A 13,596-nucleotide genomic window follows, 5' to 3' on the forward strand; every position below is an offset into this window, starting at 1 on the left:
CGAAGTCGCAGTTTGGCGCGTTGCAGGTGGCGTATTGCGACACTAAGATCAACTTAATACTATGTGGAAATGACTATCCGAGAACCGAGCTACTACACGCTCGCCTCGCTCATGGACGGCCCACTGCACGGCTATGCGATCATCAAGCGCGCGGAGGAGCTTTCCGGCGGCCGGGTGCGCATGGCGGCCGGCACCCTCTACGCGGCACTCGACCGGCTCAGCGCCGAAGGCCTTCTCCGCGTCGTCGACGAGGAAGTCGTCAACGGACGGGCCCGGCGCTACTACGAGCTGACGGACGAGGGTGCCGCGACGCTCCGCGCCGAAGCCGATCGGATGCTCCGGGCCGCGCGCGTCGTCACCGAGGCACCGGCACTGCGCCGGTGGGCGGTGGGGCCGGCATGAGCCAACAGGCACTCGAGGCGCGGTACCGTCTGCTGTTGTGGGCCTACCCGGGGCCCTACCGGCGCGATCGCGGTGCCGAGATGATCGGCACGCTCATGGAGGCCGCCGGGGCCGACCAGCGCCGCCCCACCCTCCGGGAGGCGACGGTCCTGGTCCTGCACGGCCTGCGGTACCGCCTCGGGCCGCACCGGGCGGGCTCGACCGGCGGGCCTCTCCTCGGGGCGCTCCGGCTGGCCGTGCTCCTGCTGCTGGCGTACGCCACGGCGGGCAGCCTGACGCAGACCGGCAGGCTGCTCGCCGAGGTGGTCACCAACCGCGCCCTGGACTATCCGTCCCAGTTGATCCATCCACTGGCGACCGTCATCGCCGCCTCGGCCCTGATCGCGATAGCCGGCGGACGGTACACGTTGGGCCTACTGGCGACGCTCGGCGCGCTCGCCGCAACACTGACCGTCCTGCACCTCAGCCTCGTCGGCATTGCCGACACCGGTACGCGACACTATCCACCGCTCGAGGTCACCCGCGACTTCGCGATGACCGAGTCGACGGTCTGGCCGCTTCCACTCGCCGTACTGTTGATCGTTCCGTTGATCCGCCGGCCGGCGCCGGGGACGCGGCGACCCGCTGCCTGGCTGCTGGCCGTGCCGATCGCGGTGGTTCTGCTGCCCACCGACTACGACGTGACGATCGGCCTGCAACCGGGGGCCACCGTCGTCCTGATGGCGGGCTCCCTGCTCTGGGTTGCCGTCGACGCCCGGGCCACGATCGCGGCCGGAGTGCTGCTCATCCCGCTGATCGCCGCCATGCTGGCGCTCTATTCCGTCGGCGCGTGGGGTCAGCCCGAGACTCTCGGGGGCCGATGGTTCTGGACGCTCGTCGTCGGAGCCGCTGCCCTACTGACCGCCGGCACCCTCGTCATCCGCCGCCAGGCCCGCGTCTAGGCGTTCCGGAGCGTAGGAGTTCCGGAACTACCAGCTACCCAGGCTTCTCGGCGCTTGGCCTGCCGTCTTCGGCGCGTACCGCTCCGGTCTCCGCCGAGCCCGGAGCGGCCTCCGCGACCTCACGTCGACGGTCCGACCCGGGTGCCCCTGCGGATCGCTCGGTCATCCAAACCCACCTCCGATCGACTCCGGCTGCCCCCGCATCGGCGGCGGCAATCCATGCCGGCGCAGGCCGCGGCGGTGATCGTCGGCCAGCGGGTGGGGCCGGCACGGACCACGAGAGGTCCCGGTGTCGGGCACCGGTAACTCCTGCATCAAGATCGAGCCGGGACGATGCCACCAGGATCAATGCGTTGGTACTGTGCGGCAGTGCCTCCCCCGCCAGTCGCCGTACCTCCCCGGACCGGCACGACCGCAGGTCCCCCCGCAGCCACGGGTGGCAGCCCACGACGTGAAGCCTCGCTCTCCTGGCTGCTGTTACTGCCCTCGGTCGCGGTCTTCGCGCTGTTCGTCTTCTGGCCGCTCGCCCGCACGTTCTATCTCTCCGTCCATGGCAACGACATCTTCGGTGCGCCGAGTGCCTACGTCGGTCTCGAGCACTACGCCGAGATGCTGTCCGGCGAGTTCGGCGAGGTGTTGGCCACGACGGCGTTGTTCACGCTGATCAGCGTGCTACCCGCGGTGATCGGCGCGCTCGTCGTGGTGTTGCTGCTGGAGGCGCGGCTGCGCGGCGTACGGGTGCTGCGGACCGCCTTCGCCCTCCCGTTCGCGTTCTCCGTGGCGACCGCGTCGGTGGTCTTCGCGGTCATCTACAACCCGGCGATCGGGATCGCGAACGGCCTGCTCGGGGCGTTCGGGATCGACCGGGTCAACTGGCTCACCGATCCGTCCATCGCGCTGCCCGCCGTCGGCCTGGCCACGGTCTGGATGAACCTGGGTTACAACGTCCTGGTGCTCTCCGCCGGGGTGGCGGCGATCCCGCCCGAGGTGGTGGAGGCGGCTCGGCTCGACGGCGCCACCGGCTGGCGGCTGGCCACCGGCATCACCGTTCCGCTGCTCTCCCCGCAGCTGTTCTTCCTGGTCGTGGTCTCCACGATCCACGCGTTGCAGAGCTTCGGTCAGATCCACATCCTGACCAAGGGCGGCCCGGACGACGCGACCACCACCCTGGTCTACTCGATCTACGAGCGGGCGTTCGCGTTCGGGTCGTCCGACTTCGGCGGGGCGAGCGCCCAGGCCGTGGTACTGCTGGTGATCATGTTGATCTGCACGGCGGTCCAGTTCGGCATCCTGGAGCGGCGGGTGCACTACCGATGAGAAGACCGAACCCGGGCCGGATCCTCGTCTACGTCGTCCTCGGGCTGGCCCTGATCCCGGTGCTCTTCCCGGTCTACTACGCGTTCGCCGGCGCCGTGATGGGCCCCGGTGACCTGGCCAGCTATCCCCCGTCACTGGTGCCGAGCGCCCTGCACTGGGCGAACTTCGGCGACGTCTTCCGGTCGGTTCCACTGGGCCGGTTCTACGTCAACTCCGCGGTGCAGGCCGGCGTCATCACCCTCGCCCAGGTGGTGACCAGCATCCTGGCCGCGTACGCCTTCGCGTTCCTGCGGATGCCGGCGAAGGCCGCGACCTTCGGTCTCTTTCTGGCCACCCTGATGGTGCCGTGGGAAGCGATCATCATTCCCAACTACCTGGCGATCTCGGACTGGGGACTGGCCCGGGGCGGGTTGACCTACCTCGGGCTGGTCCTGCCCTTCCTCGCCTCGGCGTTCGGCACCTTCCTGCTGCGCCAGGCGTTCCTGCAGTTCCCGACCGAGCTGCGGGACGCGGCGGTGATCGACGGTTGCGGTCACTGGCGGTTGTTGTGGCGGGTGATCGTACCGCTGTCCAAGCCGTCGATCGCCGCGGTCGGCGTCTACGTCTTCCTCTCCGCGTGGAACCAGTACTTCTGGCCGTTGATCCTGGTCCGGGACGCCGAGTTCCAGACCCTGCAGATCGGTATCTCCCAGCTCAACGACGCCGAGGCGGCCCAACCCGGGCTGATCCTGGCGGGCGTAGCGCTCTCCCTGCTCCCCACGTTGGCCGTGGTCGTCTTCGGCCAGCGGTACATCGTCCGCGGACTCACCGCCGGCGCACTGCGATAACCCCTGGCAAGGACCATCGAACCTCTCAAAAGGAGTAGAAATGGCAAGTTCGCGGCTACACCGGACGGGTGTGGTGGCCGTCGCCCTGCTCGTCGCCACCGCGCTGGTCGGCGGGTGCGGCTCCGGCTCTGACGAGGGCGGCTCGGCCGAGGCTCTGGAGGCACCGGGTCCCGAGGTGCTCGACAGCGCCGAGGGCAGGACGACCATCGAGTTCTGGCATGCCATGAAGGGTGCGAACGCCGCCGCGGTCGACAAGCTGGTCGCCGACTTCAACGCCCAGAGCGGCGGCAAGGTCGAGGTCAAACCGGTCTTCCAGGGCAACTACGACGAGACGATCGCCAAGTACAAGGCGTCGGTGCAGCAGAAGAGCACCCCGGCGCTGATCCAGATCTACGACATCGGCAGCCGGTTCATGGTGGACTCCCGGCAGGTCGTCCCGATGTACAGGTTCATCGAGAAGGACGGCTTCGACACCGCCGAGATCGAGCCGAACATCGCCAGCTACTACTCGGTCGAGGGCAAGCTCTGGTCGATGCCGTTCAACTCCTCGACCCCGCTGCTCTACCTGAACAAGGAGGCCTTCGAGCGGGCCCGGCTCGACCCGACCAAGCCACCGAAGACCCTCGCCGAGATCGGGGAGCTGGCCAAGCAGCTCACCGTCAAGGACAACAGCGGCAGGACCACCCAGTACGGCTTCGGTGCCGCGATCTACGGCTGGCTGCTCGAACAACTCCTCGCCACCGACGGCAAGGAGTACTGCGACAACGGCAACGGGCGCGAGAAGCTCGCGACGAAGGTCCAGTTCGACCAGCCCACCGGTGTGCAGGTGGCGCAGTGGTGGGCTGACCTGGTGCGCAACGGGTACGCGACGAACACCGGCCGGAAGACCGACGACGCCCAGGCGGCGTTCAAGGCCGGTACCGTCGCGATGCACCTCGAATCCACAAGTGTGCTGCGCGGGTACGTCGACGCCGCCAAGGGCAGGTTCACCGTCCTCACCGCGCCGTACCCGAAGGTGACCGACGCGTCGACCGGCGGGCCGATCATCGGCGGTGCCTCGCTCTGGATCAACGGCGTCGGCCACAGCGACGCCGAGAAGCGGGGAGCCTGGGAGTTCGTCAAGTTCGCCTCCAGCGCCGCCCAGCAGGCCCAGTGGCACACCGGCACCGGCTACGTACCGATCAACCCGAAGGCTCTGGAGGAGCAGATCGACAAGGACTGGGTGGCCCAGTACCCCCAGTTCCGGACCGCCGTCGACCAGCTGCACGCTCTCCCGCCGTCGGTCGCGTCCGCCGGCTGCCTGCTCGGGGTGATGCCGCAGGCGCGCAAGGCCGCCGAGGACGGCCTGGAAGCCGCGATCGTCGGCGCCAAGCCGGCCGCACAGGCGCTGAAGGACGCTGCGGCGAGCGTCCAGCCGGAGATCGAGAGTTACAACAAGTCGGTCGGCTGAGCCCACCGACGGCCGGTGCCGGTGCCGGCGGGCGGCCGGGGTGAGGTCCAACAGTTCTTGACTTGATGGACGGTGGCGGTGAAGGATTCTTTCAGAGTCCCCGCCGGCCGCCACCTCACCCCGGCGTTCGTTCCTTCCACCGCCGTCCCGCACCGGAAGGCCAGAGATGACACTCAACCGTCGCTCGTTCCTCGGCAGGGTGGCCGCGGTCGGTGCGGCCTCGGCGATCCTGCCGACGCTCGCGCTTCCCGGCACCGCCCAGGCCGCCAGCTGGAAGAAGCGTCTGACCGGCGCCGACCTGGACACCAACAGCCGGTGGCGGGTGGCCGGCACCGACCTGGGCATCCCGTACGTGCTGGAGAACGGCTCCATCGGCTACCTCTTCGGCGACACCTTCAACACGCCCTGGCCGGAAGGCCCGCCGTTGCCGAACGACTGGCGCTCCCCGGTCATGTTGCGCTCCAACGTCCATCCCGGCGCGGCCGGCGGCGTCGTCTTCGACAGCGCGGCCCGGGTCGCCGGCAACGGCCGGGCCCCGGAGCTGATGCACAACGGCCACAACGGGATCGGCATCGACGGGCTCTGGGAGGTCACCGTGATCCCCAACGACGGGATCAGCTTCCCGGAGACCGGACGACAACTGATCTCCTACATGAGCATCGAGAACTGGAACGCACCACACTGGCGGACCCGCTACGCCGGCCTTGCCTACTCCGACAACGGCAACGACTTCGTCCGTACCCCGCTGAAGTGGTGGAACAACGGCAGCAACACCGACCCGTTCCAGATGTGGACGATGCAGCGCGACGGCGACTGGGTGTACGTCTTCTCCGTGCGGTCCGGACGGCAGGACGGACCGATGATGCTGCGCCGGGTCCGCTGGGACCGGATGTTCTACCCCGAGTCGTACGAGGGCTGGGGCTGGAACGGCAGCAACTGGGGCTGGGGCCGTCCGTGCTCGCCGATTCTGAACGGTCGCTTCGGGGAGCCGTCGGTACGCCGACTGGCCGACGGTACCTGGGTGATGGCCTACCTCAACTGCGCCACCGGCTGCATCGTCACCCGTACCGCCAGCGGCCCCGACCGGGTCTGGACCGCCGAGAAGGTGCAGGTCTACCCGTGGCAGGAGCCCGCGCTGTACGGCGGCTTCATCCATCCCTGGTCCAGTCGGAACCCGAACGACCTGCACCTCATGGTCTCCAAGTGGACCCGGGGACCGGACGGCAGGAGCACCGCGTATCACGTGAGCCAGTTCGTTGGTACGGCCTGACCGGCACCTCCTCGACACCGGCCGTGCACCGGCCACGGCGTCACCCGCCAGGTTCACCAGCGGTCGCGTCCCGGGGCGGGCAGGCTCCATCACCGACGCGGACGAGCGTCCCGAGGTGGCCCCGGACGTCCGCCGCCTCCGGCATGTCGAACTCGGTGTAGATGGCGTGGGCCCGCTCGTAATGGCTTCGCGCCGCGTCGGGGTCGCCGAGGGCCCGGTGCGAGTGGCCGATGCCGGTGTGGGCCCGGGCCGCCTGGTGCCCGGTGCCGGTCTCGCTGGCGATGGCGAGTGCCTCCGCGTGCTGGGCCAGCGCCTCGGCGGGCCGGCCGGCGAGTAGGGCGGCCTCACCGAGCCCGTTGAGCGAACGTGCCTGGGCGCCGCGCACACCGATCCGGCGGAAGAGCTCGAGTGCCTGCTGGAAGTACGCGGTCCCCGACCCCGGGTCGTCGAGACGCAGCGAGAGCACACCGAGCGTGTCCAGGGTGTGTGCCTCCACGATGGGGGTGTTCAGCTCGCGAAGCATGGCCAGGGACTCCCGTAGGTGCTCCGCGGCTCGCGCATATCCGCCCTGCCGTAGCTCGATGGCGCCGAGGTTGGTCAGCGCCGTCGCCTCGAAGGCCCGGGCGCCCATCTCCCGGAACCTCGCCAGCGCCCGCCGCTGGTGCTCGCCGGCATCCGCATAGCGGCCCAGCCGCTGCTCGAAGACGCCGAGGTTGTTCAGCGCCAGCGCTTCGCCGAGCCGGTCACCGGCCCGACGGGACACCGTGATAGCCCGCAGCAGGAGCTCGATCGCGTCCTGGTTCCTGCCCTGGTGGAAACGGGCGACGCCGAGCCCGATCAGCGTCAACGCCTGACCGACGAGGTCGCCGCGCCGCTGGAACCGGGCCAGCGCCTTCTGATGGTGCTCGACGGCCAGTTCGTACCGGCTCATCCGGGTGTAGGCCGCGCCGAGCTGTCGCAGCACGTGTGCCTCGCCGCCGAGGTCACCCACCCGCTCCGCGGCACGCTGGGCATGACCGTTGAGGGAGATCGCTTCGGTGAGGTGGGCGTCGATGAGGTAGCGGTGCACGATCCGGGCGAGCTCGACCGGGTAGTCAGACCTGCCGGAGGCGGCGGCGTGTGCGGCCACGGCCACCAGGTTGAACCGCTCCCTGTCCAACCAGGAGCGGGCGGAGCCCGCGGCGGCCAGGTCCGGTACCGGGGCGCTCGACGCGACCCTTCCGGGCCGGTGGTGCGCCTCGGCCGGGTGCAGAACGTCCATCGCGGACACCGCGGCGTTGCGGTAGTGGTCGAACAGCCGTCGCTGGGCGTCCAGGCGCTGCCGGTCGGTAAGCTCGGCGGTGGCCAACCCACTGGCGTACGCGCGCAGCAGGTCGTGGATGCCGTACCGGTCGCGGCTGGTCCGGTGCACCAGGTGGGCCCGGGCGAGCGCGGTGAGGCTCCGGCGCGTCCGGTCGAGGTCGGTGCCGGCCAGCGCCGCGACCGCGTACGGGTCCAGGTCGGCACCGGGATGCAGGCCCAGCACCCGGAACGTGTCGGCGGCGTCCGGCGGCAGGTGTTGGATCGACCAGGAGAAGACCTCCCGCACCGCGGCGTACGGGTCACCGCCGGCGTCGAGCAGGTCCAGCCGGGACCGCCGGTCGGTCAACTCCGCAGCCAGCTCGGCGAGCGTGCTGTGCGGCCGGGACACCGCCAGCTCGGCGGCGACCCGCAGCGCCAGGGGCAGCCGAGCACACTGCTCGGCCAGCACGGCGGTGGCCACCGGCTCGGCCTCGGCGCGGGCGCCGACCAACCGGCGCAGCAGACCGACCGCCTCGGCGGGCGCGAGCAGGTCCAGGTCGAGGCGGTGCGCGCCGTCCACGACGACCAGCCCCGCCAGGCTGTCCCGACTGGTCACCACCACCAGGCAGGAGCCCGTGCCGGGCAACAGCATGCGCACCTGCGCCACGGTGGCGGCGTTGTCCAACAGGATCAGCATGCGACGCCCGGCCACCTCGCTGCGGTACCGGGCGGCCCGCTCCTTCGGATTGAGCGGGATGTCCTGGCCGGTCACCCCGAGCGCGGTCAGGAAGCACGCCAGCGCCTCGGCGGCCGGCATCGGCTGTTCCGGGTCGTAGCCCCGCAGGTTCACGTACAGCTGGCCGTCCGGGAACCGATCGGCCACCCGGTGGGCCCAATGCACCGCCAGGGCGGTCTTGCCGACTCCGGCGGTGCCGCCGATGGCCGCGATCACCACCGCGTTCGGCGCCTGGTCGCCGGTGCTGGCCGCGAGCAGCGTGTCCAGCCGCCGCAGGCTGGCCGTGCGTCCGGTGAAGTTGGTCACGTCGGCCGGCAGCTGCGCGGGGCGTTGCGCCCGGCGCGGCGGTTCCGACCGGCGTTCACCCGGCGGAGCCGACGATCCGGGTACCGCGCCGAGCGGCGCAGCTGGGCCGGCCGCCCCGACGGCGGTGGTTGGGCCCAACGTCGGGTCGTGGCGCAGAATCCGCTCGTGCAGCTCGCGCAACGTCGGCCCGGGATCGCTGCCCACCTCGTCGACCAGCCGTCCGTGTAGCAGCCGGAACTGCGCCAGCGCGTCGGCCTGCCGACCAGCGGCGTAGAGGCTGAGCATCAACTGCCCGGCCAGCCGTTCGTCGAGCGGATGCGCTTGCACGGCGGCCGACAGCTCGGGAATCAACCGGGCATACTCGCCCCGGCGCAGCAGCACATCGTTGCGGTCCAACATGGCCGCCAACCGCTCCCGCTCCAGTCCCGCCGCGACCGCGCGCAGCCAGTCACTGTCCACATCGGCGAACGGCGTGCCGCGCCACAGCGTCAGGGCATCGGACCACAGGTCCACGGCCTCCTCGTCCCGGGCCGACCTGGCCCCGCTGGCGAGGATCCGGAAGTGATGCAGATCCACCGCCGCCGGATCCACGTCGAGCACATAGCCGTGGGCCTGCCGGACCAGCACCGGTCCACTCGCCTCGCCCAGCACCGTACGCAGCCGGGACAGGTACGTGTGCAACGTCTCCCGGGCCCGTCGCGGCGGGCGCTCCCCCCACACCCGGTCGACCAACTGCTCGGGTGAGACCACGACTCCGGGTTCCACCAGCAACGTGGCCAGTACCGTGCGCTGCCGGGCCGGACCCAGGATCACCGGCCCATCCGCCCCGTGCGCCACCACCGGCCCCAACACGCTAAACCGCAACCGCGTCCTCCCTCCGCCCCCCTGGCACCGCGGGTGGGTATCGGCCCCAACAGTAGGTCACCGATGCCGCGACAGATCGCCGACGCCGTCCCCACCCCGCGACACGGCTCGCGCGCTGTCACCTTCGAGGGCCGAAACGGTTACATCGGACATGGCAATAGACACATCCGCCCCGATCACGACCAGGGCGTACCATTCAACGATTAGGACATTGCCCCTAGTCAATACACAAGATCGATGCTATGAATTTGGTGGGCCGCGTCGTCTCCACCTCCGACAGCACCGGCCTCGCGACCCACCAGGGCAACGCCGCCTCCACCGTTCAGGCATCAATGTCGTTTGGAGAGAAGTAGATGAGCGAATCTCGTTATGCTTGGCTGCGGGCCCGATGGTGGCGTTCAGCGAGAACTGCCGTCGCCACGGCGACGACATCCGCCGGAATCGCCGTCCTCGCCATTGGACTCGCGGCCGGCACGGCGGCCGCAGGCGTGAGTCCGGCCGAACGCGGTTCGCCGAACGCCGCGTCCGCCGCCCCGACGCTGTCCAGCGTCGCCGCCGGCAACGGACACACCTGTGCGGTCGGCACCGACGGTTCACTGTGGTGCTGGGGCGGCAACACCAGCGGACAGCTGGGCAACGGCACCACCACGAACCAGGGCACCCCGCTACGGATCGGCACCGCCAGCACCTGGGCCAGTATCGACGCCGGCACCAGCTACAACTGTGCGGTGCAGACCGACGGAACGCTGTGGTGCTGGGGCAACAACCGCAGGAGCCAACTCGGCGACGGCACCACCACGAACCGGACGACGCCGGCCCAGGTCGGCACCGCGACCACCTGGGCGGCGGTCAGCACCGCCGACAGTCACACCTGCGCGATCCGGACCGACGGCACCCTGTGGTGCTGGGGCTTCAACCGCAACGGCCAGTTGGGGATCAACAGCTCCCTCCAGATCGCGGCCACCCCGGTGCAGGTTGGCACGGCGACCAACTGGACGAGCGTCACGACCGGCTTCGCGCACACCTGCGCGCTGCGTGCCGACAGCACCCTGTGGTGCTGGGGCGACAGTTCGATGGGCCAGCTCGGCATCGGCACCCTGAGCTACCGGTCGACGCCGACGCAGGTCGGCACCGGGACCACCTGGACCGGCGTGGCAGCCGGGTACGTCCACACCTGCGCGGTACGCGCGGACCAGACCCTGTGGTGCTGGGGTGAGAACGGGTACGGGCAGTTGGGCGTCGCCGGCGCCCACCGGACCTCACCGATCCAGGTTGGCGGCACCGCCTGGACGGCGGTCAGCACGAGTCTCGACTCGACGTGTGCGGTCCGCACCGACGGCAGCCTCTGGTGCTGGGGCAACAACTGGGCAGGACAGCTCGGCGACGGCAGCACCACCCACCGGTCCGCCCCCACCCGGGTCGGCAACGCCACCACCTGGACCAGCGACCTGGTCATCACCTATCACAGCTGCGCCGTCCGCACCGACGGCAGCCTCTGGTGCTGGGGCAACAACTGGACGGGACAGCTCGGCGACGGCACCATCACCAACCGGTCGACCCCGGCACAGGTAACCCTGCCGAGCTGACCACAACCACCGGATTTCGGACCTCACCCTGGTCGCCGCAATGCGGCTGACCAGGAGGTCGACCTCCCGTCGGCCCGGCCGCCACTCCGCGGCCGGGCCGACGGCGTGAACGCGCCCGGCGGACAGGACGGTGCGCCCGGCTCAGGACGGCGTCGGGTGCTCCCGCACGGCCGCCGCCATGGCGGCCATCACCTCGATCGGCAGCCGCGCGCCGATGTGGTGGTCCGGATCGACGAGCGCGGCGTACCCGTCCGGCCAGTGCCGTACCAGGTCGACGAAGGCGGCGACCAGCCACGGTACGTCGCCGAGGCGTGCCTGCAACCGTGCCGGCGACGTGAAGACCGCGACAGCGGGCTCGTCGGGCGCGACCCACCAGGCGAAGTCCGGGTCGCTCAGGTCGCGCGACGGTGAGCCGTCCGGCCGGATCGGTACCACGACGTCGGCGGTGGTCAGCGCATCCAGATAGGACTCCGGCTCGCCGGCCGCCGCCCACAGCGCGGCGTCGAGCGGATGGGCCCGCACCGCCCGCTCGGCGGCCTGGACCACCGCCTCCGGCTCGAAGAGGACCTCGGTCGGCAGCCCGCCGTCGACAAGCAGCGACCAGCCGGGATCGGGCCACGCGTACAGCAGGTCGAAGACCGGCCACACGACGTACGACGGGGCGTCGATCGTGCTGTCCCGCAGCGCCTCTGCCGACGAGTAGACGACCACGCACGGACCGTCTCCGGTCTGCGCCACCGCCCACCGGCCCGCCGCCGGATCGCCGGGCATGACGACGCAGCTGTCCAGCAGGACGGTCAGGTAGGTGTCCGGGTCGGCACGGCCGGCCGCGTCGTGCAGCGCGGCCAGCAACTGCCGGTCCGGTCGCCAGGCGTTCACCCACCCGCCGCCCGGTGACCGGTCACGGCCCGCTCCCAGTCGGTCGGTTCGAGCCAGGTGTAGCTGTTCACCCCACCGCCGACCAGCGCGACCATGTCGTCGGGCAGCCTGGTCAGCACCTGCGGGGTGTCGCCGGTCATGTCCAGGGCGCCCGCGGCGACCTCCGCCTCGTCCTCGGCCAGCCGGTGCAGGATCGCGAGGTGGGCGCCGGCCAGCCGGCGTGCGCCCGCGGGAGCCAGGTGGTTGACCACGGCGAGTCGGGTCTGCCACGGCCGTAGGGCCACCCGGGTGGTGGCGCCGTCCGGGTCGAGGTCGTCGATGACCAGGGTCGGCCGGTGCGGATCGGCCGACGGCGGTGGCTCCACCCCGACGCAGAGCCGGTCCGGACACTGCCCGGCGTGGGCCAGCCTGGTCCAGTCGGCGAACCGGGCGGTACGCACGAAGACCAGCGCACCGGTGGCCAGGGCGCGAAGGGCGATCACCGCAGCGGTGACGTGGCCACCGACGACCACCAGCTCGGTCGGCCAGGGTCGGAAGATCCGTACCACCGTGGCGCGCCGGTCGACGTCGCGGCCGAACATCACACCCACCGCCGCGGCCGGATCCGCCTGCTCCACCGTCTCTCCCGGCGCGATCGAACGCCACGGCACGTCCAGCGGGTCGAGACCGGCCGCCGCGCCGGCAACGGCGTACCCGCCGGAGGGCGGCAGCGCCGCGCCCGTCGGCCCGGCCGCGTACGCCGCCTGGGCGTGCCGCCCGTCGAGGCGGGTGACCGGCACACCGCCACGGCGGGCACCGGACCGCAGGACCGTGTCGCACCGCCGCAGTTCGCCCGCCGGTGCGACCACCCGGACCAGCCGGCGGGCGTGCAGTCCCTGTGGGCCGGTCGCCACGGTCGTGGCGACCGTCGTGGCGGCGGCCGGCGCCGCCGAAACCGCCGCCGCCAGCGGTTTCGGCACGCTCTCCACGCCGTAACAGACCTGGGCCAGACCGCTGGCGGCGACCCCGTCGACGCTCGCCAGGGTCAGCGCGTCGGTCAGCTCCCGGGCGTCGAGCACCCGGCAGGCGACACCGGTCAGCCGGAGCGTACGGCTGGCCCGCAGGATCGCCGCGGCGGTCGCCCGCGCCGGTGCAGCCCGGTCGCCGCCGTGCCGGGCCATCACCGCCGCGCCGTCGCAGGCGTCCAGCCGGACGCAGAGCCAGGAGACCTGGTGCGCCACCGTGGACTCCCCGGCGGCGAGCTCGCGGTAGGACGCGAGGAGCGGCGCGTCCGGCGGCAGTCGCGTGGTCGGTGCGGCGACGGTGTGCGAGACGAGCTGGACGGCGGAGGGATCCCGGCCGTCGGCGAGGACCCGGGCGACAGCCGTGAGCGGGGGAAGGGCGGCGGTCTCGGGGCGCAGGTCCAGCCGGGGAGCCAGCTCCGCGACCGCGAACCAGCCACCGGCGTCCTCGGCGACGCCGACCGTCAGCCCAGCCCGTTCCACGGTGCCCACCCGGAGCGACCCGCCCGGGGCCCGGTCCCGCCGGCCGGCGCGCCGCCCTGGACGGCGGCACAGCAACGCCACCGCCCCGGCGCCGAGGCCGCCCGCCAGCACCGTCCAGGACCACCAGGCGACCGGGTACGCGGCGGCCAGCAGCACGCCGACGACGGCCACCTGCGCGGCGACCAGCGGCGCCGTCGGAACCCGGGTGACCACAGTCGACATCGGCGGAAACCTCACCACGGTTGGAGATCAT

At 71.4% G+C, this 13,596-nt stretch carries 10 protein-coding genes; 7 read left to right on the forward strand and 3 right to left on the reverse strand.

All coding sequences use genetic code 11. From position 1 onward, the window contains the following. Positions 1 to 69 precede the first annotated feature (69 nt). From EV371_RS23790 to EV371_RS23815, 6 genes are all read left to right on the forward strand, one after another. A complete protein-coding gene (locus EV371_RS23790) occupies positions 70 to 402 on the forward strand; it encodes a helix-turn-helix transcriptional regulator (RefSeq protein WP_130464014.1) in 333 nt (110 codons plus the stop codon). Between the two features lie 80 nt (positions 403 to 482). Continuing rightward, positions 483 to 1,343: a hypothetical protein gene (locus EV371_RS23795; protein ID WP_130464015.1), complete on the forward strand. Its 861-nt coding sequence runs from the start codon at positions 483 to 485 to the stop codon at positions 1,341 to 1,343. Positions 1,344 to 1,712: 369 nt separating this feature from the next. Then, positions 1,713 to 2,660, forward strand: coding sequence for an ABC transporter permease subunit (locus EV371_RS23800; RefSeq protein ID WP_207230591.1), 948 nt, complete (start codon positions 1,713 to 1,715; stop codon positions 2,658 to 2,660). Then, entirely contained in the window at positions 2,657 to 3,487 is an 831-nt protein-coding gene (locus EV371_RS23805) for an ABC transporter permease subunit (RefSeq protein WP_130464017.1), read from the forward strand. Before EV371_RS23800 ends, EV371_RS23805 begins: the two co-directional genes overlap by 4 nt. A gap of 40 nt (positions 3,488 to 3,527) precedes the next feature. Then, on the forward strand, positions 3,528 to 4,937 hold the full coding sequence (locus EV371_RS23810; RefSeq protein ID WP_130464018.1) for an ABC transporter substrate-binding protein: 1,410 nt from the start codon (positions 3,528 to 3,530) through the stop codon (positions 4,935 to 4,937). Positions 4,938 to 5,103: 166 nt separating this feature from the next. After that, positions 5,104 to 6,207 carry a glycoside hydrolase family 183 protein gene (locus tag EV371_RS23815; protein WP_130464019.1) on the forward strand — a complete coding sequence of 368 codons (1,104 nt, stop codon included), beginning with the start codon at positions 5,104 to 5,106 and terminating at the stop codon, positions 6,205 to 6,207. A gap of 40 nt (positions 6,208 to 6,247) precedes the next feature. Here EV371_RS23815 and EV371_RS23820 read toward each other — a convergent pair whose 3' ends face one another. Further along, positions 6,248 to 9,394: an AfsR/SARP family transcriptional regulator gene (locus EV371_RS23820; protein WP_349340442.1), complete on the reverse strand. Its 3,147-nt coding sequence runs from the start codon at positions 9,392 to 9,394 to the stop codon at positions 6,248 to 6,250. Between the two features lie 353 nt (positions 9,395 to 9,747). Here EV371_RS23820 and EV371_RS23825 point away from each other — a divergent pair, with 353 nt between their 5' ends. Further along, complete coding sequence (locus tag EV371_RS23825) at positions 9,748 to 10,980, forward strand: RCC1 domain-containing protein (RefSeq protein WP_130464020.1); 1,233 nt, start codon at positions 9,748 to 9,750, stop codon at positions 10,978 to 10,980. A 141-nt stretch (positions 10,981 to 11,121) separates the two neighbouring features. On the opposite strand, the gene EV371_RS23830 is transcribed toward EV371_RS23825, so the two are convergent. Together EV371_RS23830 and EV371_RS23835 are read right to left on the reverse strand one after the other, a co-directional pair. Further along, positions 11,122 to 11,859, reverse strand: coding sequence for an SseB family protein (locus EV371_RS23830; protein ID WP_130464021.1), 738 nt, complete (start codon positions 11,857 to 11,859; stop codon positions 11,122 to 11,124). After that, positions 11,856 to 13,565, reverse strand: a complete 1,710-nt coding sequence (locus EV371_RS23835; protein ID WP_130464022.1) for a type VII secretion protein EccE — start codon at positions 13,563 to 13,565, stop codon at positions 11,856 to 11,858. The genes EV371_RS23830 and EV371_RS23835 overlap by 4 nt, the downstream gene beginning before the upstream one ends. Positions 13,566 to 13,596 lie beyond the last annotated feature (31 nt).

The sequence above is a fragment of the Plantactinospora sp. CNZ321 genome, assembly GCF_004217235.1.